The following is a 22828-nucleotide window of genomic DNA, read 5'->3' as shown; positions in this document are numbered from 1 at the left end:
AGTGAATGCTCACTAAGACTTAGGGTGAATGTTAACTAGAATTGTAAGTGAATACTCACTAAGACTCAGGGTGAATGTTAACTAGAATTGTAAGTGAATACTAACTGAGATTATAAGTTAATACTAACCAAGATTATAAGTTAATACTAACGGGATTGGCAGCCGCTTTTCCCGTTTTTTGTTCTTGATCTAGCCTTCCATTCGCGCCCATGAGCTGTGGATAAGTGATGATGTTAATCGCGATGGATGGCGGCAATATGCCCATGAGCTTTGGATAAGTGATGATGCTAACCGCTTTTTCTAAGCTAGCCTTCCATTCGCGCCCATGAGCTGTGGATAAGTGATGATATTAATCGCGATGGATGGCGGTAGTATGCCCATGAGCTTTGGATAAGAATGAGTGGTAACTTGATGGGGAATATATTGATAGCTGCGATTTGGACTGAAGGATTAAGGTTAATTGTGTTATTTGAATTTATCTTTATCAGTCGATTGTAAATATTCCCAGTATACAGCGTCCGCATCTCTATTTTGCTCGCGTCTCAATTCTTCAAGTTTATCTATCTCGTCTCTTCGTTCTTGAGCATAGGCTTTACCATTAATAAGCTGGTCAAGAAATGCAAAAAGTAGAATCATTCCCAAAATTCCGAGACCGATTAATATATTGGTTAGTATTTCAATAGTTAAAACTCTTTGTATAATAAAAAAATGTGGAATGTAGTGATAGCAAACATTGTGTGGGTCACTAGGAGCATGATATGCCTCTCAGCTTAGGATTTACTGAGAAGCATAATAATATAGTCAATTCCTTCAAGTATGTTAGGACTGGCAGTCCTAACATACTTGAAATATCAAATGGTTTTAAAACTTAGGACTGCCAGTCCTGTATCACTTTAAAGTAGAACGACTATATTAAGCAGCAATAGCTGTTTGTTTATGATAGTCATGGAATGGACATAAATCACTATATTTGTGATTATCTGTAGATTCAGTTTTGCTTATTGTATAAACAACAATGATTGATTTAGCAAGATTAGCTAATTGTTTAAAATCAAGTTCATGGCGTGATAAAACATCATCAATGATGAGTAAATTACATGGCTTGAAGGAAAGATATTCTTTAGCTATGTTTAAATCCTTAATGCTTACATAAAAGTCACAACTATTCAGTGTAGCTTTTGCTTTGGTAGTTTTGCTTGTTTTGGGCTTGTCAGCTAAAACATAAATCTGATGATCTGAGGTCATTATAAAATCTCCTTAGTTTACGGTGGGAAGGAATAAGTTAAATTTAAACATAACGAATACCTTGTATAATATAAAATGTGGACAGCATGTTAAACTGCCCACTGGATTTAAATTATTAAAATATCGCCTCAGCCTATGCTATTAGGTTTGAGGTTTTTTTACTACTCAGAAGCTTGATTAGCACATTGACTTGCATCGTTAGTGTTTTGTCCATCTGCATTTTTGCAATGAAACAAATGAAGAAAGCAGCGGTTTTTTTCTGCCGTTTTAGTACCTACACCGTTAACAGCCGTTAAGTCAGACAAAGAATTAAATTCTCCGTTGTCAGTGCGATAATCAACTACAGCTTGTGCTTTGCTGTAACCAATCCAATACAAATGCTCTGCAATATCTACCTGACTAGCAGTATTGATATTAATGGAATAGTTAGTACCATTTTTGGTTTGAATATCAGCATCTACACATTCCGTCCCGTGATAATCTGCAATATCTTGTATTGTGATGTCCTGTGCAGAAACTGCCCGTGAGCCGAGAATAATAGTTGCACCAATTAGAGTGACCAAGCCGATACCTATGGCTTTGTTTAGTGGTGTATCTTGAGTTAATTTAGACATTTCGGGATTTCCCATTGTGAATGATAGCGATATTGCTACCCAAAAGCCCACTTGTGAAAATGAGCTTTAAGCTAGCTTATGCACCGTTAGCATGTTGTTCTGCAAAGTTGGGAATGTTGTTTATAAGCCAATCAGCCCATTCCTTTGTAACGTCTGGGAAATGTTCAAATTGCACATTGCTTGTTGACACAAGAGTTGATTTAACAAAGTCTCTAAAAGATTGGTGATTAATACCTTTTACTTTGGACTCGGTGAGAATCATTGCCTCAATTTTTTTGTGGGTGTCGCTGTGCAATCCGATTGATTGGATTTCAGGTTTTTGTGGTTGCGCTTGGCGTGGATGCGCGGCTGTGTCGTTTCTCATTTCTTCCTCTACAGATTCCTTGTCTTGCGTATAGATTTCAGATAAGCCCATGATTCGCAATACTGAGTCAACGGTTGCGGACTTCTCAGCCATTTTGAAAGACTTGTTTAAATCCCCAAAATCTTTACTAACATTTCTGCATCCTACGCCCTCACCTATGATGTGACCTGCTGACGTAATCAATTGACAACGTAAAACAATTTGTGATATTTCACGATTTTCAATTGCTGCCTCTTCATACTTTTGTAGGTTTGGAAATATAGCAATTAAGCCAAGTACAGCCATAATTTTCTCTGCGCCTGATTTAAATAAAAACGGTTTTGTTTGTACTTGTCTTCCCGCTTTGGTTTTCACGCTGATGCTGCCGTAATCAGTACCATTAACAAGGTTAGTATTAACCCAATCTATAAAGGTCTGGCGGTTGGTATCTCTACGTTTAAGACTTGCTGCAAACTGTTTATGTGGAGTGTCTAAAATAGCAATGGGATTTGATGGCGGTGTGATTTGGATAGCTTCGGGCTTATCAATGATTTCACCCGTTGTTGAGTCAACAGTAACAATATTGTTAGGGTTTGCGTTACTGATAGCATCGGGCGTGATGTGGGCTTTTTGTGCTGACATTGTGTTGATTCTCTTGTTTGTTGTGTAAGACCTAAAGCAATGGTTAAATTACTAAAAGGTCTGTTTTTTAGGTTAATACTAACCAAGACTATAAGTTAATACTAACTTTGTTTGATTGAGAGAGACAGATTTAAATTGCTTTGTAACTGCGCATTTTTCAACTGAGAAATAAGGCTGGTATCTTTCTTTATAGCCGCTTTATTAGCGATGATTTAAAGCACGCAATTCATCAAGTAAATCCTGCTCATTAGCGACAATCAAAGTTGTAGAACGTCTGGTTTTAAAGTAAACCTCACCTTGATTTGTTTGTAACTTCGCATCTTTCGCGGCTTTTAATTCGTTCAAATAATACGGCTCAAGATAATCGTTTATAAGTGAATCTTGAATGGTTTGCAGTTGCTTGATTTGGGCTGCAATTTCTGATTCTTGGCTTTTCAATGCAGCAAGTTGTTGCGCTGTGTCAAGATAGGTTTTGATGTATTCTTGCATCTGGTGTATCCTTCTACTTATACTTGTTGGTTCTTAAATGAGTACACAGCGTGGCTATGGTTAAGTAACCACGCTATATTAAAAGTTAAAATAAACGTGTTTCATCATCATCAATTAATTCAAAAATATCTTTTCCTGAATCCACAAGTTGTTTAGCCGCTTCATCACAAAACGTCTCAATACCATTTCTAAATTTATTCACAATATCGGTTTCACTTTCTGAGTTAGCAATGTCTTTAATAAGGGATTGAATAAGATGCTGTGCGTTTAGTGCGACTTTGTCGCCCAAATCATCACCAGTAAATAAAGCATTAACAAACTGGGTTGTAAATTCTTGATTATCAGCAAGTTGATTAAAGTAAAATTCGGAGATTTCTGTTTTTTGTGCGTCGGTGCGTTCCCGTGCGTCAAGTTCACGGAGATGTTGATTAGTTTGTTGTTCTATGTAGCACATGATGCTGGTTCTCGGTTAAGTTAAAGTGAAGTAAATACTTAAGAATTGGTTAAAATCTTTAAGCATCTAAATAGTTGTATCTCTTAGCATTCTCTGGTTAGCATTAACCTTCAAATGTGATTATATTATAGCACATTATAGATAGAATAATCGCCTATAATGTGCAAATAAGAAACCATTTAAATAAAAAATTGCAATAAAATAAAACATTGTTATTATGTACTTAGGCATTGAGCCTATTAAACACGTTCAGGGGTTGCGTAGAATTGTCTGCGTAATCCCTTTTCACATTTTGAAGGTTAGTATTAACCAAAGAAGCCGCCGCTTTTTAGCAGCCGCTTTTTTTGTTTTTTATTTTGTGGGCTTGGTATGGATGGGGGTTAGGGCTTATGCTGAAATGCACAAGCCAAAGGAAAAGATAAATTAAAAAAGTGAATCTGTAAGGTTATTATATTCCACAATATAGACCTTAAGCCCGCCTACTGTTGCAAGCCTTACCATGTTAGAAGTTCCGCCAGCTTTACCATTCCAGAATGCAATTAATGCAGTGCCATAATCAGCCATTTGCTTGTTTCTTATAGGACCGGCTTTCTTTCCGTATTTATTCCAATTTGCTGGAAATTGCACAATATTAACGTTGTTATCATTAGCCCATTGCTCACCTAATAAATCAGCACCCCTACATGTGCCGCTGATAACTTCCGAGGGCTTTAAATTAAGCTGCTGCATGTGCTGACATAACAACTTGTAATTATTAAAGTCTCTACTGCCTGCAATTATTAACTTCATATTTTTATACTCCATTGTGTTAGGTCTTGCGGCGCAGCCGCCCCGCCCGAAGGCGGAAAGAAAAAAATTAAGAAATTAACGACAAGAAAGGAACAGACACAAACCACGCAGGAGAACCAAACAGCCAACCCCGACGGACAACACAACCCCGACAAAACGAAGGCAACCGGCCAGCCCAAACCACAGAAAAACGACCAGCCGCAGAACCCGACGAGAACGCAACAATAGCAACTTGACCAGAGACAGAACGCGAAGAATCCCGAACTGAAACCCCCAAACAAGAACGACCCCAAGGAGCAACCGCACAACAGGCAGAACGTTGAACGGTACTTAAAAAGGGTACTTTGTAATTATAATTTGACATAACGACCTCCTATTAAACACACTATAATTATAACATTTAGAGTGTGCAAAATCAATAATTTCAAGCACTTATACAGCAATTTAAGTTGTAAGCCGATAAATTCAAAAAGCCAATTAACCACTTTCAAAAACATCTTTTATCTTTAAATCTATGGATTGTTTGCTTCGAGCTAAAATCAAATTTCAGGATGTTGGAATTACTAGGGCTTTTGTCTTTTGTCTTTTCGCTTTAGAGAATTTTTAAATTTGTAAAAGTGCCTTATAACAGCGCATAAATCTTTTTTTACGGATGTAGCTTGCGGAATTCTTAAAAAAAATTTAAAGGCGAATTCTATAGTTTGTTATTGAATTATCGTTTATTCGTAATTTGGTTTTAGTTGAGCGGTAACGTAATGGAGCGTCTGAAGTGGAGCTTTAGCGTAACGTAAGGTGCGGAATGTAGTGATAGCAAACATTGTGTGGGTCACTAGGAGCTTGATATGCCGATGAGCGTTCGGGGTGGGTGGGAATCTAATATGAGGAGCTTGCGACTACAATTTATTACAAGCTCAATAACAGCATGATGATTGGATAAGTTGATGAGCCGCTTTAATCTTTTAAACAAGAAAAAATAACTTAATAACAGCACGATGATTGGATAAGCCAGTTAGTATTAACTTGAAATCAAGCAATATACAAAAATAAGATTGATTAGTGAATATTAATACAATAATATAACTAAATATTTGAATAGTTAAGGAATAGTCAATGCGTATAGGGTTAATGTTAACGTTGATACTAACTTATGGATTTCCTGCTCATGCAATTGGTGAGGAATTAAATATTGAGCCACCAGGAATAAGCATTACTCAAATCCAGATAGAACAATCTGCACTTAATAAAGCCCTACAAATAGTGATAGAGGAATCTCCATCTTTAGAAGGTCAAGAAGTGCTACTTGGATTAAAACAACGCAAGAAAATATGGGAATCTAATTTAAGACTGAGTGCAATTTCAGCACAAAAGCAAACGAATGAAAATGCTAGCGGTACAGATATGCGTGGGGCGTTAACTTTCCAGATTCCATTATTTGATGATGGTGGGAAATCAGAGAATGTGGCTAAGGCTAAACAGGCTTTAAACAAGGAAAAAGATAGAATTGTTAAATCGTTTCTTGATTCTGTAACTGCACTTGTATTGTTGTATGCGGATTATAAGCAGTCAGACCAAATGCTTAAGATTGCTGATGAGGAATTGAAATACAATCAGCAGGCTCAAAAACAGGGGCTTGTCAATGCGTCTAGTCTTTGGAGTTTAGTTAAAGAACGTGAAAATGCAGCGTTTAAAAAGCAACGATATACAACGCAATATCAGCATGAAATCTTAATGTTGGCTCGGTTATTCGGTGGTGTGCAATGGGAAGAATTACAAGAGAATGTACACAAGCATATTGTAGGATTTGATAGCTGTGGGTCAGGTGCTGCGGGTGCTGGTAAAGGAATAAGTTTAGATACTCCAGCTCAATGTAGTTAAAAGGATAAGCCACTTGCTTTGATTCGGTAGGTGGCAAGCATTATGAAAAAAAAGAAAACGTCTATTAATCCGCTAATTATCTTCGCAGTTATCGCAATCTTTCTCGTCTTATACTTTGTATTCGTGCCTTCAAAAATCAATCAAGAAGAAAAACAAGAAGTAGTTCCAAGCTATGAGCTTCCCACGTTCTCCGAAAAGACTAAAGACTTTAAATCAATAGAAAAAATCACGCCGATAACAATTACAGAATCATTCGATACGATACTTGCAAAAATAAATAAATGCTATCCGATAGAGTCGAATTTCAGTGCAAATTTATCATTCAAACAGTCAGATAATAACAGTAGCTTTAGTATCCCGATGTCGATTGGTACAGGTGAGAAACGACTTGTATTTATGGAGACTAATTTAAGGTTAAGAATGGCTGATGTTATAGCGTCTTTGTTTGAAGCAACCACGCATTATCATCATGTACAAAGACAATTGCACTTATACGAATCATTGGAAAAACGTTCTCAAACCAGAGTTAAACAAGGTGTTGTAGCAATTATTGATGAGCAGGTGCTTTATTTGGATAAAGTGATAAGTGCACAGCTTAAACTCGATACGTTATTGGTACAGGCTAATGCTGCAAGAGTGGGTTTGTTGTCGCTTTGCAAAGAAGGTACAGGACAGGATTTAGATGATTATATAAAGAGTTTGATACTGGAATAATGTGTGAGGGTCGCTAGGAACTTGATATACCGAGAAACTAAAGGGGTGGGTGGGAATCTAAGAAAGGAGTTTACGACTTCAGTTTAATACAAGCTCAATATCTGCACGGTTTGTGGATAAGCCACCATCATCAAATAAGAAATAATATAGTTAACACTAACCAATACAGCACAGTTAATACTAACCAACACACCAGAGTTAATACTAACCAATACAGCACAGTTAATACTAACCAATACAGCACAGTTAATACTAACCAATACAGCATAGTTAATACTAACCAGTACAGCACCCAAAGGATTTAGGCATGAAATGGTTTAATCATTCAATAGTCGCAACCGCAGTGATTCTGCCTATAGCACCGTATTACTTGCCTTTTGCTATTGCTGGTAGTACTGCACCCGATTGGATTGAAATGGTAATGAATTCAACTAAGAGTGTCGGATACATTAAACATAGAACACTGACGCATATCCTTTCGCACTGGTTGTTAGCAGCAATAATTACAGGCTTGATATTCTTCTTGTTTGATATGAAATTGTTTGCGGTAATAATGTGGTTTGCAATCGGTGGCTTGTCTCATGTGGTTGCTGATATGTTAAGTGGAAATGGTGTGCCTGTAAGTCCGTATTCTTTGCGACCGTCGCATTTGTTCGGTGCGCGTATTCCTTGTGGTTCACCTGTGGAATATTACATAGCATTCACTTTGCTAGGCTGTTCTTTATTTGTTGCTTATAACGTACATGGAGGAAGTGAGGAGTTTTTCCCGTTCTTCTATTATTGGGCTGGTATGTATGAAGATGGTGTGATTGATGGTTTTGAGTGGCGGAAATATAGGTTTAACTTTATTTGAGGTTTATGGGGATTTTTGGATCAGGGAAGTACATTTTAGATGATCGTTTATTTGTCACACTACCTTATCATTTTTCTCAACTAGATTTACCCACCCATTCTAATCTCTTGCTTTCGCTTTTGATTCAACTACATAAAATGTGCATAGCTAATATAATGCTACCCATAAATGCACATCGTTTAGTACACAATCTAGGTTCGTTATATGGTTCGTACCAAGAAACCAGGAAATAACCAAAGGATAATGCTATGAAATGGATACAAATAATTAATAAGAAACAGAAAGGTGTTACTCAGGCGGTCTTTCGTGAGCGGTCAGCTAAGTACAGTCAAGATTTAACGGAAACGGTGGTTAGAAAAAAGGCTAAAACAATATTGATTGTTGGTGGTGCGGATTCTAAGCAAGGCATGTCTAGCGCATCGCGTGAAATGATGAAACTTTTCAATAATGCTGGCGATATATGGCGTAAACAACAGCAACCTTATGCTTATAAAATAACAAAAGGTAGGCTTGATGATAAGCCAACTGAAAAGATGTTACTTGCTGATGTAAAAAAGAATTATGTAGCACCTGAGCCTCTTTATTATGATTGTGGCGATGCGTTGGCTGTGTTGCGTGGCAATCCTAACGTGATGGCTTGGTATGATGATTTAGAAGGTGAGGATAGTTATAAGAAGTTGAAAGCTGTGGAAAAGGACAAGGTGCTGGTGGATTATGTAAATGAAACAAGAACGGTTTTGTTTTTGGATAATGTGGACAAGCTCAATAGTCATGCGAAAATAAAACTAGTTGAACAAATGTATACAAGAGCCTTTCGACGTGTGATGACCTGTAAAGATGAGAAGCGTATCACGCCTGAACTGCGCTTGAATCTGAATTATGCTGATGAGAACAGGATACAACGCTTTATGCTGAATTCTGAGGCTTCATCTGATGTGACTGATTGGTTGTTGATAATGCTAGTTGGTTTCGGTGCAACGGTGATGGTGGGTGGCGGTGGCTTGGCTTTGATGTTGATATTTATGTTAGCTCGTCAGGGTAAAGGCAAGTTTGCTACTAGGGAATAGCTTAACTGGTTAGTATTAACTCAAGTCAAAGCAATGGGCTTAATTGGTGTGGCATTGATGAGCTATCGAGAGGCAACCAAGGTTATTGGCCTCCATAGCTCAAGCAAAGCCTATTCACCGCTTTAATTCTTCTCGTTAAGTGGTGGCAAGCTTTCCACAATCTCAACAGATTCTAAACTCACAGTGATGATGCGTTTAAGCAGGTCTAGGATATAGCGCGGGTCTTGTGACCAGTCGTTAGAATCGTTCTTGATGCCGCTGGCTTTGTCTGTCTTGACTTGATAGCTGTCCATAATCCACTCAATCGCAGGTTTGCCATTCACAATATATTCATAGGCTTTAAGCGGTATGTCATTCAAGATGATATAGCTATTGTAAGTGATGGTGGTCTTGTCTTTGTTCTTGCCAAACTTCATTTTTTGCACGCGATAGTGTTCTGGGCTTTGTGCGTTGCTGGTTTCGGTAACAGGATGCGGTTCAACGGCTTCATAGTTTAAATGCCACTCAGCAAGCTTACGCCCTGCGGTATGGAAGGCTTGAAAGTCGGCTGCATAGGGAATACGTGGCAGTTGTTTTTTGAGGTTGGATGCAAAGCGGGTTTTGTATTCTGGTGAATGTAACACGCCGTAAACATAATAAAAAATGTCTTCTTTGCTGATGGTTTGGTCTGGGTAGGCTTTTCTAAATGCTTGCAAGGTTTCATCAGAAATATTGTCTTGCTCTGTGTATTCATCAGCACTTGCAAAAAGACCACCTTGTGACTCTGCCTTTTCATAGGTTTTGATAGGGAAGCATTGACCTTTTGAAATCATTTCATAATCAGGCAATGTATTAGAAATCAAAGCAGAAAAATCTTTAGTTGCACCGCGACCCGTCACACAAATTACTTTGTTAGTTAATTCTGGTTTAGGGAATATTCGGGGCATAATATAAACATATTCATTAAAAACTCTATTAAAATAAATATATTGTTTGCAAAAAGGACGGTATAGACCTTTAAATAAAGATGACTCTAAGAATTCATATTGACGCAATTTAGATAGGTGATATTTAAGCCCGCGCGACCAACTGATTTTTGTTGCATCGTTATCAACAAATTCATTAGCAATCATTTTTTTATTTATTTCTAGCTGTCTCTTATATTCCGCTAGTTGCTGATTGTAAAAAACAATCATACTTTGTATTTTTTCCGATAATGATTGCTTAGAAAAGCTATAACACCATGAATCACGACTAGTTGTTAAACCTAAAGAATAGCTTTTAAAAACAGTTTGGTTTTCCTGCTTTTTCTTTTCCCCTAATATAGTGAAAGTATCAAAAGCAGTATTTCGTTGATTAATCCAGTCTTGTGACTCATTGGGCGTGATGGTTTGCCAGTCAATACCATCAATACTGCTAAATGCTTTGATTTTATCTAGTTTGTCTTTTTGACTGAGATAATCACCAATATCATGATAATAGATAGTGGCTTGCTTAGCTTGAGAACTCGGATTTTTGACTAGCAAAGTAATGGCAATTGGTGCACGACTACCAGAACCAAAAATTTTACCACCTTCTTTACGTGAGGTTTCACCCGATGTACGTTGATTCCCGCGTAAATTAAAAACATAAATCGCGCTAAATTCCCCACTTAAACATTGGCGTAAACCATCCATATTATTACTATCAATAAAAGAACCATTGGTGACAAAACCAATCACACCTTTATCTTGAATCCGATTACTTGCCCAACGTATTGCACGGATATAGGAATCATAGAGGTTTCTTACATTGCCTGATTTAGATTTATCTGCATAGGTCTCACGAATACTATTATCCAAATTAGAATATTCTACATTTTGATTATCATCATTCTGGCTACCCTGTCCCGCTGAATACGGTGGATTACCGATAACCACTTGAATGGCTTGCTGGTTTTGATGCTTGGCTCGTTTGCTGTTTCCAGGTATTCCTTCACCCTCATAAATAAATGCCTTATTCTTCAAATTGGCATAATCTTTTTCTTTTTTATCTTCAGTCATTTGGAACGTATCAGTTAACACAATCCCTTCAAACGGCACATAGTCACCACCGATAGCACCATGATAAGCCGCCTCAATATTCACTGCTGCAATGTAATAAGCCAATAAAACCAACTCATTAGCGTGTAACTCATGCTTAAACTTACGGGCTAAGTCTGATGGCTTAATCAATCCGCTTTGAATCAATTGCACCATAAACGTACCCGTACCCGTGAAGGGGTCAAGTATATGTACATCCTTATCAGTCAAGCCTTGATTAAACTCTTGCTTCAATGCCACATCAACACTTTGTATAATAAAATCAACAACTTCAATCGGTGTATAAACAATACCTAGACGCTCAGCCATACGTGGGAATGCAGTACGGAAAAACTTATCATATAATTCGATAATGATTTTCTGCTTACTTTCTGCATTATCAATGTCTTGCGCTCGTCTCTTCACGCTGTCATAGAATTTGACTAAGGTTTCAGCTTTATTGTCTGCTTCATTGTCTAACACCTGTTGTTGCAAGGTATCAAGCATAGACTGCATAGCTTGAGAAACGGGGTTATATGCAGCAAAATCATAATCATCAAACAAGGCATCAAACACGGGCTTGGTAATTAAATGCTGGGCTAACATCTCGACAGCATCAGCTTGACTAATCGCAGGATTTAAGGTGGTTTGTAATGCCTTTAAGAATTTATCAAAAGTGGTTTTATGTTCGGTATCTTCTAATAAGTTGTTAATATCCGTGATATGTTGCTCTGCAGTCTGTGCAATGTCTTTTGCCCACATTTCCCAATAAAGACGCTTACCGCACTTGGCAACAATCTTGGCATAGATAGCATCTTGTAAATTATCAATATTAGGAAATTGTAAGCTGTGTTGTACGCTGGGGTCTTGTTGATCCAATGCACCACCATCATCTGAATGTTCACCCGTAATACCAATGACTTGAATGCTATCAGGCTTCTTTTCATTCAGTTCTAGCTTATTAATCGTGGCTTCAAACCTTTCATCATGTGACCGTAGGGCTTGTAAAACACTCCAAACCACTTTATATCTCTGCTTATCTTGTTCTAATGCGATTTCAGGTGGAACTCCCGCAGAAACTGCAACAGGTAGAATGATATAACCATATTGCTTGCCTTCTGCTTTACGCATCACACGCCCCACAGATTGCACCACATCAACTTGAGAATTACGCGGATTTAAGAACATCACCGCATCTAATGCGGGCACATCAACGCCTTCAGATAGACAACGGGCATTGGTTAAAATATGACAAGTATTCTCTTCGGGTTCTTCCTTAAGCCAATTTAAAAGCTTGTTACGTTTTAGGGCGTTAAATGAGCCATCAACATGATCTGCTTTACAATTCAACTTATTAGAAGTCTTATCATTATCAGAGTTATGATATTTATTGATAACCTCTTCAAATAGCTTAGTAACTTGCTTAGAAGTTTCAATATCCTTACAAAAAGCCACAGCACGACGCATCGGGCTTGTATCACCAGCCAATAAATAATCATCTGAATCTTTGGACAGTCGCTTAGCCAAACCATTCCAACATCCAACCAATCTTGCAGCATCTTGTAAGTCTAAGGTGTAATCACTGCTAGATAATTGCTCTTGAAACTCTTTGCTGACATAAGCCTCATCAACCGCTAAGATCATCACTTTGTAATCAGACAGTAACTGTTGTTCTACCGCTTCACCAAAGCCTAAATAGTGAAACTCATGCCCGTATAAGCTTTCATCATCCATAGAACATAATATTGTATCTGCTTGTTGAGCTTTGGTTTTTACGCTGTCCTCATAAAGCCTTGGGGTGGCTGTCATGTATAAACGTTTCTTGGCTTGGATGTAATCTTGGTCATGCACGCGCACAAAGTTAGATTCTTCCTTGCCTGCGAAAGTTGCACCTGTGGTACGGTGAGCTTCATCACATAAAATCAAGTCAAACTCAGGGAGATTGTATTGTTGTTGGGCTTCGCTAATGACCTGAATTGATTGATAAGTTGAGAAAATCACTGTTAAGCCATTGGATTTAGGCTTGTTGAAATCCTCAGCTAATTTACTGGGGTCTGTTGTAGCAGGATAACCTATCTCATAAACGTGAATATCCTCGGTTTTATTGACTTTGCTATCTGAGCATACCGCTAAACTATTAAACCCAATATCTGGGCTAACCTCGGCTGACCATTCACGCAGGGTTTGAGAGAGTAAGGAAATAGAAGGCACAAGAAATAAAACAAAGCCGCTTTGACCTGCGATGCGTTCTGCAATCTTTAATGATGTGAAGGTTTTACCCGTACCACAAGCCATAATCAGCTTGCCACGGTCGGCTGTTTTAAAGCCTGCTAATACTTTGTCTAAAGCTTTTTTTTGATGCGGTCTTAATTGCTTCTTAGGCTTAAGTGCTAGTTGTTCAGGAGTTTCCCAACTAAATTGTGACCAGTCAATAGGACTATTTTCTAAATCAGAAATACCTATACGCGATACGGGAGTGTGTTGTTTTTCGAGTGCAGATTCAGCGTGTTTGCTCCAATTATCTGTTGTAGAAATAATTAGGCGTTGGCTAAATGGTTGTTTACCTGATTCAGTGAAAAATGAGTCAATATCTTTTTTGCTTAAAATGCTGGATTCATTATAAAATTTACATTGGATAGCACAGTATTCACCTGAATATTCTTGTGCAACTAAGTCAATACCTTTATCTGCACCTCGGTGTCCTTCCCAGTCTTTGCGCCCTTCCCATTCATCCCATAACCACACATTTTTATATAGAGATTTATAGCAAGATTCCGCTTGTAGATAAGCCTGCATTAGACGCTCAAACCGCGTGCCTTTCTCTCTTTCTGATAGATAGTTTTTTCTGTAGTCGGCTAATAAAGTTTGTAGTGTTGTCATGGTATTGAGAGCTTAGAACAAAGGTTGAATAGAGTCGCAAGAGTATATCGAGTTGTAAGGTTCAGGTATATGAAACGATTTATTATTGTTGTGAACATTAAGAAATGAAAGCAGGATTTAATAAGTCCAACCTTTAACAGCATAACCCGCTAGATAACTCATCGTAACCCATTCTTGAATATCGGGATAATCGGGGTGGGTTAATATGAACAAGGGATAAATATTTTCTTTATCGGGGTCGCTACAATCTTCACTGTACTGCTCAACACACAAAGTAGGATCAGCTTCAAAAATAAGAATATCACTAAATATTTTTACCAATGCAGTTGGATCAACCTCATATTCAAGACCATACAAATTAGGAGTAAATTCACTTAACTTCTCAGGAAAGCGATTGTTAAGTATTGCATAGCCTATCAATTCCTCTCTTAATTTCCACGCTGCTCGTTTAGCTTCCCTATATTGTCGGTGTTCGCTTTGGACTTTAATAGTTTTGACTACACCAAGGAGCATGAAAGATAAGGCTAATATAGCAATGGTGACTTCAAGTAAAGTGAAGCCTTTATTTTTGATACGGACAGACTGCCTGAGTTTGGGGTAATCACGAGAGACTTGAGGGTCTCCAATTAGTAGTTTTGAATGCTCACCCTTTCTCAAGTTCCTAATTAATCGCTTGTAGTTCTGTTCTGTTGATTTAGAGGTCATAATTAATCCTTTCAAGAAATAAGAATTTCATCATCAGGGCGGTTAAGTACAAAAGGTACTGGAATAGAATCATTATCAAAATCAGCACTGATAACTGCACCACAGCTACAAAGTACAGATTCAACAATATTATCTGACACATCAAGTTTTAAAGCTGCTCCACAATCAGGGCAGTCAATATTAAATTTCATAATCAACAGACTTACCACAGTTGGGACAATCAACGTGAAAGCTCATGATAACTCTTCTTGTTTTTCGTACTGACCACCGAAAAGATAAACAGGTACAGTGATTGGCTTATTACAGGTTAGACATGGAAAGCTTGCAATTCTTTCTAAATCGATTTGGCCTGATAGAGAATTGAGTACATTTGAGGTTTTGCACGTACTACAAACACAAGTAACTTTATTCTCTGCGTAGCGGTCTATAAATTTCGTAGTATCAAAGCTCATAAATACCTCCAAAATAATAAAATGTGAATATTCACACTATGTGGATAAACACCATTATCATCTATAGCCGTTTTCACCATATCGAAAAAAACATCTTGTTGATTCATATTCATTTTCAACTCTCCAATAAAGTTGCGGGTACATCGCTATTCAATTGCGGGTACATCGCTATTCAAGTTATAAAACTTCGTTGTTACTGCTGTCATGTGATATGTGGATAAACATTCTCATCATCTATAGCCCTCAAAACCATTTTAAAAAAATATATTCTTGATTCTAAAGCATTTTAATTTTTAAATGGTGTAAATGATACGGCTAAAAATTTGCTGAAACATGGCGACATATTGAAGTGGGTACATTGGGTACATTGGGTACATAGGGTACATAGGGTACATAGGGTACATAGAATTTCCAACTTAAATAAACGACCTGTAAAATGGAGATAATGCTCTAAGTGCCTTATATATAAAGAGAGATTAATTTAATACTCTTTTTTTATAGTAGGGCTATCCCCCTGCTCACCAATGTACCCTATGTACCCACTGTACCCCTATGTACCCACTGTACCCCCATGTACCCACTAGCTACTTGTTATCAACACTATCATTACAGTCTTTATACTTCCACGCGGTGGTGCATTGATGTGAGCAGAAGTATAAGCCTTTGTTTGATTGGAAAGTTTCACGAGTGTGTGGGTATGTTTTGCCACATTGTGCGCAGGTAACAATCAATGATTGGCCTGTTTCTACAGTGGGTACATTGGTTGGTACAGTTGGTACAGTGGGTATAGTGGGTACATTGGGCACATAGTCTGTGCTGGTTGTTTCTTGATTTTTAAACTTATCAGTTAAGGTGTAAATATATTGCTGCCCTTTCTTGCCAGTAATCTCAATCACGCCGTCATCTTTCATTCTGCGCAATAATCTTTTTGTGCTTTCATCGTTGAGGTCTGTCAGTTGTACGATGTCTTGTTTGGTTTCTGCACCGTGGTCTTGCATTGCTTCAATCACTTGCAAGCGTGCATCGCTCATGGTTGCCATTTCACCCGTGCCCACGTATTGCCATGCTGTGAGTTCTTTATCAAACTTTAAAGCATAGGTTTCTTGAGCCACGTCTTTTCCTGTCATGGTCATGGTTGCCTTTCCATTAAAACCTGTTTTGCGTAGGAAATAGAGATTATCAAAACCGCCACTAATAGCAGTTGAGCCTAAAATGGAATCGATGTCTTCAACGTCGCCTTTCTTCATGTGAGTCAAGAAAATAAAAGCTGTGTTTGGGTAATTGCTAGCAAAGCTCTTGATAGTTGTTACTGTTTGGTAGTCTTTTAAATAAGTATCACCGCTTCGGGTGTCGTCTATAGGCATTACGTTTGCGAGAGTGTCGATAATGACTAAATTGCAGTCTGGCATTTTGTCTAGGTGTTCTTTAACTGTTTCTTCAAAGCCTTGCCCGATTCGTGGAAAGTGACTTTCTAGTGTGTACCAATAACCGTTTGGATACGCTCCTAACTGTTGGTATCTTGTGACTAGTCGTTTTTCTGGGTCTTCTAAAGCAAGTTGTAATACAGTGCCTTTCGTAGTTTGGAATTGTCCTAAAAAAGGATTGCCGCTTGATATGGCTAGGGCTGCTTGCATTACCCAGTATGATTTACCGCTCTTGGCTTTTGCTGCCATTAGTGATATGCCTACAGGTAATATGTCTTGAATAACCCACTGTGTTTCTGTGACTTCTTTAGTTGCTAACTCTGTAAAATCACCGCGTCCATCAATTGGCCTTGGACTGAGTATGTTGTCCATCGTTGTTTGCATTGCCTGAATGATTGCGGGTGCTTCGTGTTCTGCATAGGCTATTGCTATCTGATGTAAGAAATACTTTTCGATAATTATTATTGTGTAAGCGTTTGCGTTGTCGGTGATGGGCGTGTTAGACAAGATGTCAGCAGTTAGTGCAAATAGCTCTTCGGCTTGGGTTTTTTTATACTGTTTACTGAGTTGATGGTTCAGTGTGATTAAGTCTGGGTTAGTGTTAACTTTGAAAATAGAGTAAGCTGCATTAAAGATTTTTTGATGATCTTCTATTTGAAAGTGCTCATGAGTTAACTTGAAATTAAGGACTGCTTCCCAACTTTTGGGTTTAGTTAATAATGAGGCGATTAATGCTTGTTCAGCTTGGGGGTCAGAGGGTTGATTTAGTTGGTTATTCGCAAGCAATCTATCTTGTAATGATAACTGTTGTTTGGAACTCGACATGATTAAAACCTTATGTAGATGTATATAAAGTTTTAACAATTAATGAGAATATTTTATAATGCTTAAAAACAATAATGAATGATAATGATTTAAGTGACGCAGACAATCACTATTGCTATGTTTTACATGGCGTTATACAATATAAATCTTAAGTAAATTGTTAAAACCAGTCTGCCGTATCTTGCCTCTAAGCTACTGATACGGCTTTTTTTTTGTGCATATTAAAACAATTGAATTGTATATATATGCAAGGATTTTAAGTTATAATGAATTTAAATACAAATGAATCCTAAATCACTTGCTTCATACTTCAAGAAAATGGCCGGGGTTTCTCAACGATACAAAGAAGAAATCGAGAAACTTGATATGACTAACCCGCAAATTATTAAAGATTTTGAGAGTATTGGACTCGCAAGCAAGACTTATTACAATTGGCTTAATGGGGCTAATCCTCCACGCCTAGAAGGTCTTGTTTTACTTGCTCATTATGGTTGCGATATTCAATATGTTATTACTGGTGTTCGTTCTCGGAATTTAACAGAAATTAAAGCAAGTTTTGATGATGTCTGTTTGGATGACCCTAAAACATTAATCAGGTATATTAAAGAAATTCTTTCTGTTATTGAGGATAGGATAGATTAGTTTAATTCTATCTCTGTCTTGTTATGCTCAATTAGGAATTGCTTGATTTTGATTCTGGTTTGGTCGAGCTTTTTGTTATACTCGATCTTATCATTAACGTTGGCGGTACTGGTTAGGGTTCTTAGTTTCCAGTGTTTCATCCATTTAGTAAATGTGTTGCGGTGGATGTCGATGTCTGGCTTCTCATTCAGAATTCTTATTACTGATATTTGAGAATGACCGCGTTTGAGTAGTTGCAAGATAGCGTCGTAATGATAATCTAGCTTGCGGACTACCTGCTGTCCTTTTTGTCTGCCTATTTGTTTCCCAGAATCTCTGGCGTGTTGGATGCCTTCCTTGGTTTTCTTAGAAATAAATGCACGTTGTAACTTGCCCATTTGTCCAAGCATCAATAGCATCATCTCTTTCATGACGTTATCAATTTCGGATTGTCCTGTGTGTGGTGGTTTAAATACTAGATTTTCGTTTACAGTATGAAGCTCTCCGCCTTTCTTTAAAATTTCCTCTTGTATTTGTAGGCACTCCATAGCTGAACGTGCTAAGCGTGTGACATCTGACGCAACAACAATATCCCCTGCTTGTACTGATTCAACGATACTTCCTATTTTTCTAAGTGTCCAGTCTTTGCGGCTGGTCACAGAATCTTCAATAAAATCTAATTTGTGACCATGTTTTACTGCCCATTCCATAACCGCAGTTTTTTGTGCATTCACATCTTGAACGCCTGTTGATACTCTTAAATATGCGTATATAGTCACGATAAGCTCCTTAAAAATGCTGACGTATCGTCTTAACGTTATATTGTATTAAAGAGTGCGATTATAGTACATTTAAAACATATTGTTCAAGTGCGATATTCGTTCATATTAGATGGTCGTTTAGATTGTTTGTTTTAGACGGGTTTGTTGTTGTACTTTGTGATAGTAATTAGTTATGATTAGATACATTACAGGATGTGGGGAGTAAGGTACGGATACCTAAATGGGAAGTCGCCCTATTTTGATGTTATTTCATCACCATAGGGCTACTCAATTGATGTACGTTTTTACCAACGGAGTACATGTCATGAGTGACGTGAATGATACCATGTCGTCCAAAAATGCCGAATTAGCTAGCGATATTTTAGTAATTACAAACCTAGCCGAAATTGGTGAAAAGGTTTCTCTCTCGGAAAACAAAACTAATCCTGATGTGCTAAATACTTTATTTCAGGTGATAAAAGAAAAACTTGATGCGTTGTTGGTTTCTGTTGAGAAAGGGGTGTAATCATGAAAACCAGAACACTCAATACACCTCAAATCGAATTTACCCCTGAATTCCTACAACCTGTTAATTCAGATACTTTACCGTTCCCTCAGAAAAGCGTAACGGAACAAAATCAAGCACTTATCAATCGTGAGTTTGAAAGTAATCTTATTCGTCAGCGTAGCGATGGTTACATTGATGCCACTGCGATGTGCAAAGCAACGGGTAAACAATGGAAGCATTACAATGAAAATACTAGCACTAAAGCTTTTATTTTAGCTCTTTCTAGCGAGGTCGGAATTCCGACCTCGGAACTAATTCAATCACTTAGCGGTGGAAATCCACAAAAACAAGGCACTTGGGTGCATCCGCGTGTTGCGATTCATTTGGCACAATGGTGCAGCCCTGAATTTGCGGTGAAAGTGACAAGCTGGGTTTTTGATTTGATGACGAAAGGTGAGGTGTGTTTAAAACCTTCTGTGGATGCGCCACCGATTCAGGGTTATATTGATGAGTGTATTCGGCTTTGTAAGCTGGGGCTTGATACGCCGCCTGCGGATTCGCGGGCTTTGATTCGTAAGGCGTTGTCTGAAGGTTGTGTTTCTTTAAAAGAGATTTCATTTTATACGGGGAAGTCGTTTGATTCGGTTAAGAGGTTGGTGCGTCGGATGGAAAAGGATAATGAGGTGAGTTGTTTGATGGTTAGTGGTAAAAAGCAGGTTTTTTTGAGTTAGTGTTAACTTGATGTTTGTTGATAAAAGCCCTCATTGTCTTTGGACGGTGGGGGTTTTTTTAGTTGGTTAATACTAACTCTTGAAACTCTTTTAATTCCTGTTCTGAATAGTCACCTGTTTTAATCCTTAGATTTAAATACGCCTTTCTTTGATTGCGGCTTATCTTATCAATTAGTCCTGTAAATTCATCAATACTGTGCAGTGATAATGCAATAAGCTTAATGTCTGTGAAATGATTAAGGATTGCTGCGGTGTTGGTTTCTGGGTTTTGGTAAATAAAATCTAGGACACTAAGTAGTTGTGCAGTTTCCGCTGTTGCTTCTGGTAATTGATTAAGTTCCTCATTTAGATAAGGATATTGAATAAGTAATTGAGTTGCTTTTTGTGCAAGTGTTAAAGGCTTAGTTGCTTTGTATGACGGGGGCTTTTCATAAGAACGCAATGCTTGTGGTTGTCTGATTCCATAGCTTGATGTGATGCTGTGTAGTTTGCTTAGTAGTGATTGCTTGAATTGAGTGCTAGGCATTTGGTTAATAAGCGGTATCAGGTCTTTATCGGCTCTGACTTTTAACAAGGCTATGGCTTCTGGTGTAAGTGTTTGATTGGTGTCGTGCTGCAAATACTGATTGAATAAGAATGTGGATAAGAGCATTGATTTACTTAGCAATTTATCAAAGCCTGCCCGTCCGTAATCTTTCAGATAACTATCAGGGTCGCTGGCATTTGGTAAGAATGTGAATTTAACTTGATAGCCGTCTAGTAATAAAGGCAAGGTTGCAAGCAATGCACGGTTTGCGGCTTTGCGTCCTGCATCGTCACCATCAAAACAAAAGATAATTTCTGGCACGATTCTAAAGATACGCTTTAGATGTTCGCTGCTTATGGATGTGCCCAAAGTAGCTACCGCGTTGTTGATGCCATGCTGTGCTAAAGCCAACACATCCGTATAGCCTTCAACAATAACGACTTGTTGCAATTGCTTTTGTTGTCGGACTAAATGCCAGCCGTAAAGCTCTTGGCTCTTTTGAAATAACGCGGTTTCTGGAGAGTTTAGGTATTTGGGCTTGCTGTCGTCTAAGACTCTGCCACCATAGGCAATGACTCTTCCGCGTTGGTCGTGAATAGGAAATATAACGCGATGTCTAAAACGGTCGTAGTGGTTGGTTGTGTCTTCCTTTTGATTGATTAAGCCGACAGCATTTAATAGTGATGAATTGCCCACGGCTTTTAAAATGAAATCCCATGAATCGGGTGCATAGCCAAGCTGATAGCGTTTGATGATTTCAGGACTTAAACCGCGTTGTTGAAAGTAATTAAGAGCCTGCGGGGTTTGTTGCAATTGCTGTTGGTAAAGCGTTGTTGTCTTGAGCATTAATTGGTGCAGGTCTTTGAAGTTGGTTTGTGCTGCTTGCTGTCCATCGCCTTCATACTCAATAGTTATGCTGACACGGTTTGCGAGTTCTTCTATTGCTTCAGGAAATGTTAAGCAATGATATTCTAAATAGAAGGTGATGGCGTTACCGTGTGCACCACAGCCATAACAATGATAAGTTTGTTGCTGTGGATTAACAGTAAATGATGGCGTGCTTTCGTTGTGGAATGGGCATAGACCGCGATAAGTTGCTCCGACTTTTTTAAGCTTAAGCTGATGCGAAACAATTTCGTATAAGTCTAGTGATTGCAGCAGTTTATCAATCGTGTATTGCGATATTAGCATTATTTCGTTTCTCTTTATCTACTGGGTAGCGTCTTGCGATTTTGAAATTGCTGCAAACTTCGGTGTCATGAAAAGGCACATCTTCATTGCAATAAGCTTTGAAGTAACGCACTAATAAAACATCAACAGCAGTTTCGATAATGTGTTTTTCAGTTTGATTGTCATAGCAAATTAAGGTTATTGCAGCCTTATCGTTATTACAAAGATAATGCACCTCAGCGTATTGTTTCACTTTCATGGTTTGTTGTCTCCGTGGTTAAATCAATGTTGAGAGTAGTAGCTAGGCGGTTAACAATATCCTGTTTTGATGTAAGTACGCGGTTGTTTTTCCACGCTTTGCCTTTTGCTTCCGCTTCACTGATGGCGGCTTGTACTTCTTGATGTAATTCATTTACAAGCTGATTTGCAAGTTGGATGTGTTCGTGATTTTCAGGTTTGGATTGTGGCTTGTTGTCGCTCATCACGGGGTGGGCTTTCCGAATATTGGAAAACGGGTCATCTTCTAAAAGGCTGTCTTGAGTTAACGCCTGCACTCCAATTTCTACACATTTAGTTAAAGCATGTTTTTGTACTAAACCAGTTGCTTCTATTAGCTTATCTATATCACGGGCTGATACTTCAATTGCAACTCTTTTTATATTCTTTTCTTTTAAGCTTTGGTTACGCTTGTTTTGTTTGTTTCTATCAATCTCTCTTTTTTGTTTAAGTTCAAGACGTTCTTTTCTTGATAATACTTTATCATTCATGATAATACCTGTCTTTGTGGAGTGAATGTTAACTAGAATTATAAGTGAATGCCCACTAAAAATCAAGGTGAATGTTAACTAGAATTGCAAGTGAATACTCACTAAGACTCAGGGTGAATGTTAACTAGAATTGCAAGTGAATACTCACTAAGACTCAGGGTGAATGTTAACTAGAATTGTAAGTAAATGCTCACTAAGACTCAGGGTGAATGTTAACTAGAATTGCAAGTGAATGCTCACTAAGACTCAGGGTGAATGTTAACTAGAATTGTAAGTGAATGCTCACTAAGACTTAGGGTGAATGTTAACTAGAATTGTAAGTGAATACTCACTA

The 22828-nt window shown here is 38.0% G+C and carries 24 protein-coding genes; 7 read left to right on the top strand and 17 right to left on the bottom strand.

All coding sequences use genetic code 11. The features are described 5' to 3' along the window. Positions 1-133: 133 nt before the first annotated feature. The 9 genes from ABXH34_RS08890 to ABXH34_RS08850 all read right to left on the bottom strand — a co-directional run bounded on the left by ABXH34_RS08890 (position 134) and on the right by ABXH34_RS08850 (position 4940). Positions 134-265, bottom strand: coding sequence for a hypothetical protein (locus ABXH34_RS08890; protein WP_353571519.1), 132 nt, complete (start codon positions 263-265; stop codon positions 134-136). A gap of 200 nt (positions 266-465) precedes the next feature. Next, on the bottom strand, positions 466-636 hold the full coding sequence (locus ABXH34_RS08885; RefSeq protein WP_353571518.1) for a hypothetical protein: 171 nt from the start codon (positions 634-636) through the stop codon (positions 466-468). Between the two features lie 276 nt (positions 637-912). Then, complete coding sequence (locus ABXH34_RS08880; protein WP_353571517.1) at positions 913-1245, bottom strand: hypothetical protein; 333 nt, start codon at positions 1243-1245, stop codon at positions 913-915. Positions 1246-1406: 161 nt separating this feature from the next. Further along, positions 1407-1859, bottom strand: a complete 453-nt coding sequence (locus ABXH34_RS08875; RefSeq protein ID WP_353571516.1) for a ComEA family DNA-binding protein — start codon at positions 1857-1859, stop codon at positions 1407-1409. Positions 1860-1935: 76 nt separating this feature from the next. Beyond that, positions 1936-2844, bottom strand: coding sequence for a hypothetical protein (locus ABXH34_RS08870; protein ID WP_353571515.1), 909 nt, complete (start codon positions 2842-2844; stop codon positions 1936-1938). A gap of 201 nt (positions 2845-3045) precedes the next feature. Further along, complete coding sequence (locus ABXH34_RS08865) at positions 3046-3333, bottom strand: hypothetical protein (protein WP_353571514.1); 288 nt, start codon at positions 3331-3333, stop codon at positions 3046-3048. 85 nt (positions 3334-3418) lie between these two features. Beyond that, entirely contained in the window at positions 3419-3787 is a 369-nt protein-coding gene (locus ABXH34_RS08860) for a hypothetical protein (protein WP_353571513.1), read from the bottom strand. 423 nt (positions 3788-4210) lie between these two features. Beyond that, positions 4211-4576 carry a DUF2493 domain-containing protein gene (locus ABXH34_RS08855; RefSeq protein WP_353571512.1) on the bottom strand — a complete coding sequence of 122 codons (366 nt, stop codon included), beginning with the start codon at positions 4574-4576 and terminating at the stop codon, positions 4211-4213. Positions 4577-4643: 67 nt separating this feature from the next. Beyond that, positions 4644-4940 (bottom strand): hypothetical protein, encoded by a 297-nt coding sequence (locus tag ABXH34_RS08850; RefSeq protein ID WP_353571511.1) that lies wholly within the window; start codon positions 4938-4940, stop codon positions 4644-4646. Positions 4941-5686: 746 nt separating this feature from the next. Between ABXH34_RS08850 and ABXH34_RS08845 the strand changes: the two genes are divergently transcribed. The 4 genes from ABXH34_RS08845 to ABXH34_RS08830 all read left to right on the top strand — a co-directional run bounded on the left by ABXH34_RS08845 (position 5687) and on the right by ABXH34_RS08830 (position 9085). Continuing rightward, positions 5687-6451, top strand: a complete 765-nt coding sequence (locus tag ABXH34_RS08845) for a TolC family protein (protein ID WP_353571510.1) — start codon at positions 5687-5689, stop codon at positions 6449-6451. 42 nt (positions 6452-6493) lie between these two features. Next, on the top strand, positions 6494-7165 hold the full coding sequence (locus ABXH34_RS08840; RefSeq protein ID WP_353571509.1) for a hypothetical protein: 672 nt from the start codon (positions 6494-6496) through the stop codon (positions 7163-7165). A gap of 307 nt (positions 7166-7472) precedes the next feature. Further along, positions 7473-8018: a metal-dependent hydrolase gene (locus ABXH34_RS08835; protein WP_353571508.1), complete on the top strand. Its 546-nt coding sequence runs from the start codon at positions 7473-7475 to the stop codon at positions 8016-8018. Positions 8019-8266: 248 nt separating this feature from the next. Next, entirely contained in the window at positions 8267-9085 is an 819-nt protein-coding gene (locus ABXH34_RS08830) for a hypothetical protein (protein ID WP_353571507.1), read from the top strand. 122 nt (positions 9086-9207) lie between these two features. Here ABXH34_RS08830 and ABXH34_RS08825 read toward each other — a convergent pair whose 3' ends face one another. From ABXH34_RS08825 to ABXH34_RS08810, 4 genes are all read right to left on the bottom strand, one after another. Beyond that, complete coding sequence (locus ABXH34_RS08825) at positions 9208-14004, bottom strand: DEAD/DEAH box helicase (protein ID WP_353571506.1); 4797 nt, start codon at positions 14002-14004, stop codon at positions 9208-9210. A gap of 117 nt (positions 14005-14121) precedes the next feature. Next, positions 14122-14709, bottom strand: a complete 588-nt coding sequence (locus tag ABXH34_RS08820; protein WP_353571505.1) for a type II secretion system protein — start codon at positions 14707-14709, stop codon at positions 14122-14124. 11 nt (positions 14710-14720) lie between these two features. Next, entirely contained in the window at positions 14721-14906 is a 186-nt protein-coding gene (locus tag ABXH34_RS08815; protein ID WP_353571504.1) for a hypothetical protein, read from the bottom strand. A gap of 839 nt (positions 14907-15745) precedes the next feature. Then, positions 15746-17410 carry an AAA family ATPase gene (locus ABXH34_RS08810; RefSeq protein WP_353571503.1) on the bottom strand — a complete coding sequence of 555 codons (1665 nt, stop codon included), beginning with the start codon at positions 17408-17410 and terminating at the stop codon, positions 15746-15748. Between the two features lie 282 nt (positions 17411-17692). Between ABXH34_RS08810 and ABXH34_RS08805 the strand changes: the two genes are divergently transcribed. Next, on the top strand, positions 17693-18052 hold the full coding sequence (locus ABXH34_RS08805; RefSeq protein ID WP_353571502.1) for a hypothetical protein: 360 nt from the start codon (positions 17693-17695) through the stop codon (positions 18050-18052). Here ABXH34_RS08805 and ABXH34_RS08800 read toward each other — a convergent pair. Further along, positions 18049-18810 carry a recombinase family protein gene (locus ABXH34_RS08800; protein ID WP_353571501.1) on the bottom strand — a complete coding sequence of 254 codons (762 nt, stop codon included), beginning with the start codon at positions 18808-18810 and terminating at the stop codon, positions 18049-18051. The two genes, ABXH34_RS08805 and ABXH34_RS08800, sit on opposite strands and share 4 nt — an antisense overlap. Positions 18811-19117: 307 nt before the next feature. On the opposite strand from ABXH34_RS08800, the gene ABXH34_RS08795 reads away from it, so the two are divergent. Next, on the top strand, positions 19118-19318 hold the full coding sequence (locus ABXH34_RS08795; RefSeq protein ID WP_353571500.1) for a hypothetical protein: 201 nt from the start codon (positions 19118-19120) through the stop codon (positions 19316-19318). Between the two features lie 2 nt (positions 19319-19320). Beyond that, a complete protein-coding gene (locus ABXH34_RS08790; RefSeq protein WP_353571499.1) occupies positions 19321-20031 on the top strand; it encodes a KilA-N domain-containing protein in 711 nt (236 codons plus the stop codon). A 58-nt stretch (positions 20032-20089) separates the two neighbouring features. Here the strand turns inward: ABXH34_RS08790 and dnaG are convergent, their stop codons facing one another. From dnaG to ABXH34_RS08775, 3 genes are read right to left on the bottom strand one after another with little or no spacing between them, the layout of a single operon-like run. Further along, the gene (gene dnaG, locus ABXH34_RS08785) at positions 20090-21748 is read right to left on the bottom strand and encodes a DNA primase (protein ID WP_353571498.1); all 1659 of its coding nucleotides are present in this window, start codon (positions 21746-21748) and stop codon (positions 20090-20092) included. Further along, on the bottom strand, positions 21723-21986 hold the full coding sequence (locus tag ABXH34_RS08780) for a hypothetical protein (protein WP_353571497.1): 264 nt from the start codon (positions 21984-21986) through the stop codon (positions 21723-21725). Before ABXH34_RS08780 ends, dnaG begins: the two co-directional genes overlap by 26 nt. Then, positions 21964-22494 (bottom strand): hypothetical protein, encoded by a 531-nt coding sequence (locus ABXH34_RS08775; RefSeq protein ID WP_353571496.1) that lies wholly within the window; start codon positions 22492-22494, stop codon positions 21964-21966. The genes ABXH34_RS08780 and ABXH34_RS08775 overlap by 23 nt, the downstream gene beginning before the upstream one ends. Positions 22495-22828: the final 334 nt, after the last annotated feature.

Origin of the sequence: Candidatus Albibeggiatoa sp. nov. BB20, from assembly GCA_016744725.1 — a bacterium.
Taxonomy (GTDB): domain Bacteria; phylum Pseudomonadota; class Gammaproteobacteria; order Beggiatoales; family Beggiatoaceae; genus Albibeggiatoa.
The sequence above is the reverse complement of the archived record's forward strand: the minus strand, read 5'-3'. Positions and strand labels throughout refer to the sequence as shown.

Coding starts and splice junctions, on each gene's coding strand:
- ABXH34_RS08805 (WP_353571502.1), top strand. CDS start 17,693: ATGAATCCTAAATCACTTGCTTCATACTTCAAGAAAATGGCCGGGGTT.
- ABXH34_RS08780 (WP_353571497.1), bottom strand. CDS start 21,986: ATGAAAGTGAAACAATACGCTGAGGTGCATTATCTTTGTAATAACGAT.
- ABXH34_RS08855 (WP_353571512.1), bottom strand. CDS start 4,576: ATGAAGTTAATAATTGCAGGCAGTAGAGACTTTAATAATTACAAGTTG.
- ABXH34_RS08845 (WP_353571510.1), top strand. CDS start 5,687: ATGCGTATAGGGTTAATGTTAACGTTGATACTAACTTATGGATTTCCT.
- ABXH34_RS08840 (WP_353571509.1), top strand. CDS start 6,494: ATGAAAAAAAAGAAAACGTCTATTAATCCGCTAATTATCTTCGCAGTT.
- ABXH34_RS08885 (WP_353571518.1), bottom strand. CDS start 636: ATGATTCTACTTTTTGCATTTCTTGACCAGCTTATTAATGGTAAAGCC.
- ABXH34_RS08835 (WP_353571508.1), top strand. CDS start 7,473: ATGAAATGGTTTAATCATTCAATAGTCGCAACCGCAGTGATTCTGCCT.
- ABXH34_RS08850 (WP_353571511.1), bottom strand. CDS start 4,940: ATGTCAAATTATAATTACAAAGTACCCTTTTTAAGTACCGTTCAACGT.
- ABXH34_RS08810 (WP_353571503.1), bottom strand. CDS start 17,410: ATGTCGAGTTCCAAACAACAGTTATCATTACAAGATAGATTGCTTGCG.
- ABXH34_RS08890 (WP_353571519.1), bottom strand. CDS start 265: ATGGGCATATTGCCGCCATCCATCGCGATTAACATCATCACTTATCCA.
- ABXH34_RS08865 (WP_353571514.1), bottom strand. CDS start 3,333: ATGCAAGAATACATCAAAACCTATCTTGACACAGCGCAACAACTTGCT.
- ABXH34_RS08830 (WP_353571507.1), top strand. CDS start 8,267: ATGAAATGGATACAAATAATTAATAAGAAACAGAAAGGTGTTACTCAG.
- ABXH34_RS08880 (WP_353571517.1), bottom strand. CDS start 1,245: ATGACCTCAGATCATCAGATTTATGTTTTAGCTGACAAGCCCAAAACA.
- ABXH34_RS08825 (WP_353571506.1), bottom strand. CDS start 14,004: ATGACAACACTACAAACTTTATTAGCCGACTACAGAAAAAACTATCTA.
- ABXH34_RS08860 (WP_353571513.1), bottom strand. CDS start 3,787: ATGTGCTACATAGAACAACAAACTAATCAACATCTCCGTGAACTTGAC.
- ABXH34_RS08775 (WP_353571496.1), bottom strand. CDS start 22,494: ATGAATGATAAAGTATTATCAAGAAAAGAACGTCTTGAACTTAAACAA.
- ABXH34_RS08820 (WP_353571505.1), bottom strand. CDS start 14,709: ATGACCTCTAAATCAACAGAACAGAACTACAAGCGATTAATTAGGAAC.
- ABXH34_RS08870 (WP_353571515.1), bottom strand. CDS start 2,844: ATGTCAGCACAAAAAGCCCACATCACGCCCGATGCTATCAGTAACGCA.
- ABXH34_RS08795 (WP_353571500.1), top strand. CDS start 19,118: ATGAGTGACGTGAATGATACCATGTCGTCCAAAAATGCCGAATTAGCT.
- ABXH34_RS08875 (WP_353571516.1), bottom strand. CDS start 1,859: ATGTCTAAATTAACTCAAGATACACCACTAAACAAAGCCATAGGTATC.
- ABXH34_RS08790 (WP_353571499.1), top strand. CDS start 19,321: ATGAAAACCAGAACACTCAATACACCTCAAATCGAATTTACCCCTGAA.
- dnaG (WP_353571498.1), bottom strand. CDS start 21,748: ATGCTAATATCGCAATACACGATTGATAAACTGCTGCAATCACTAGAC.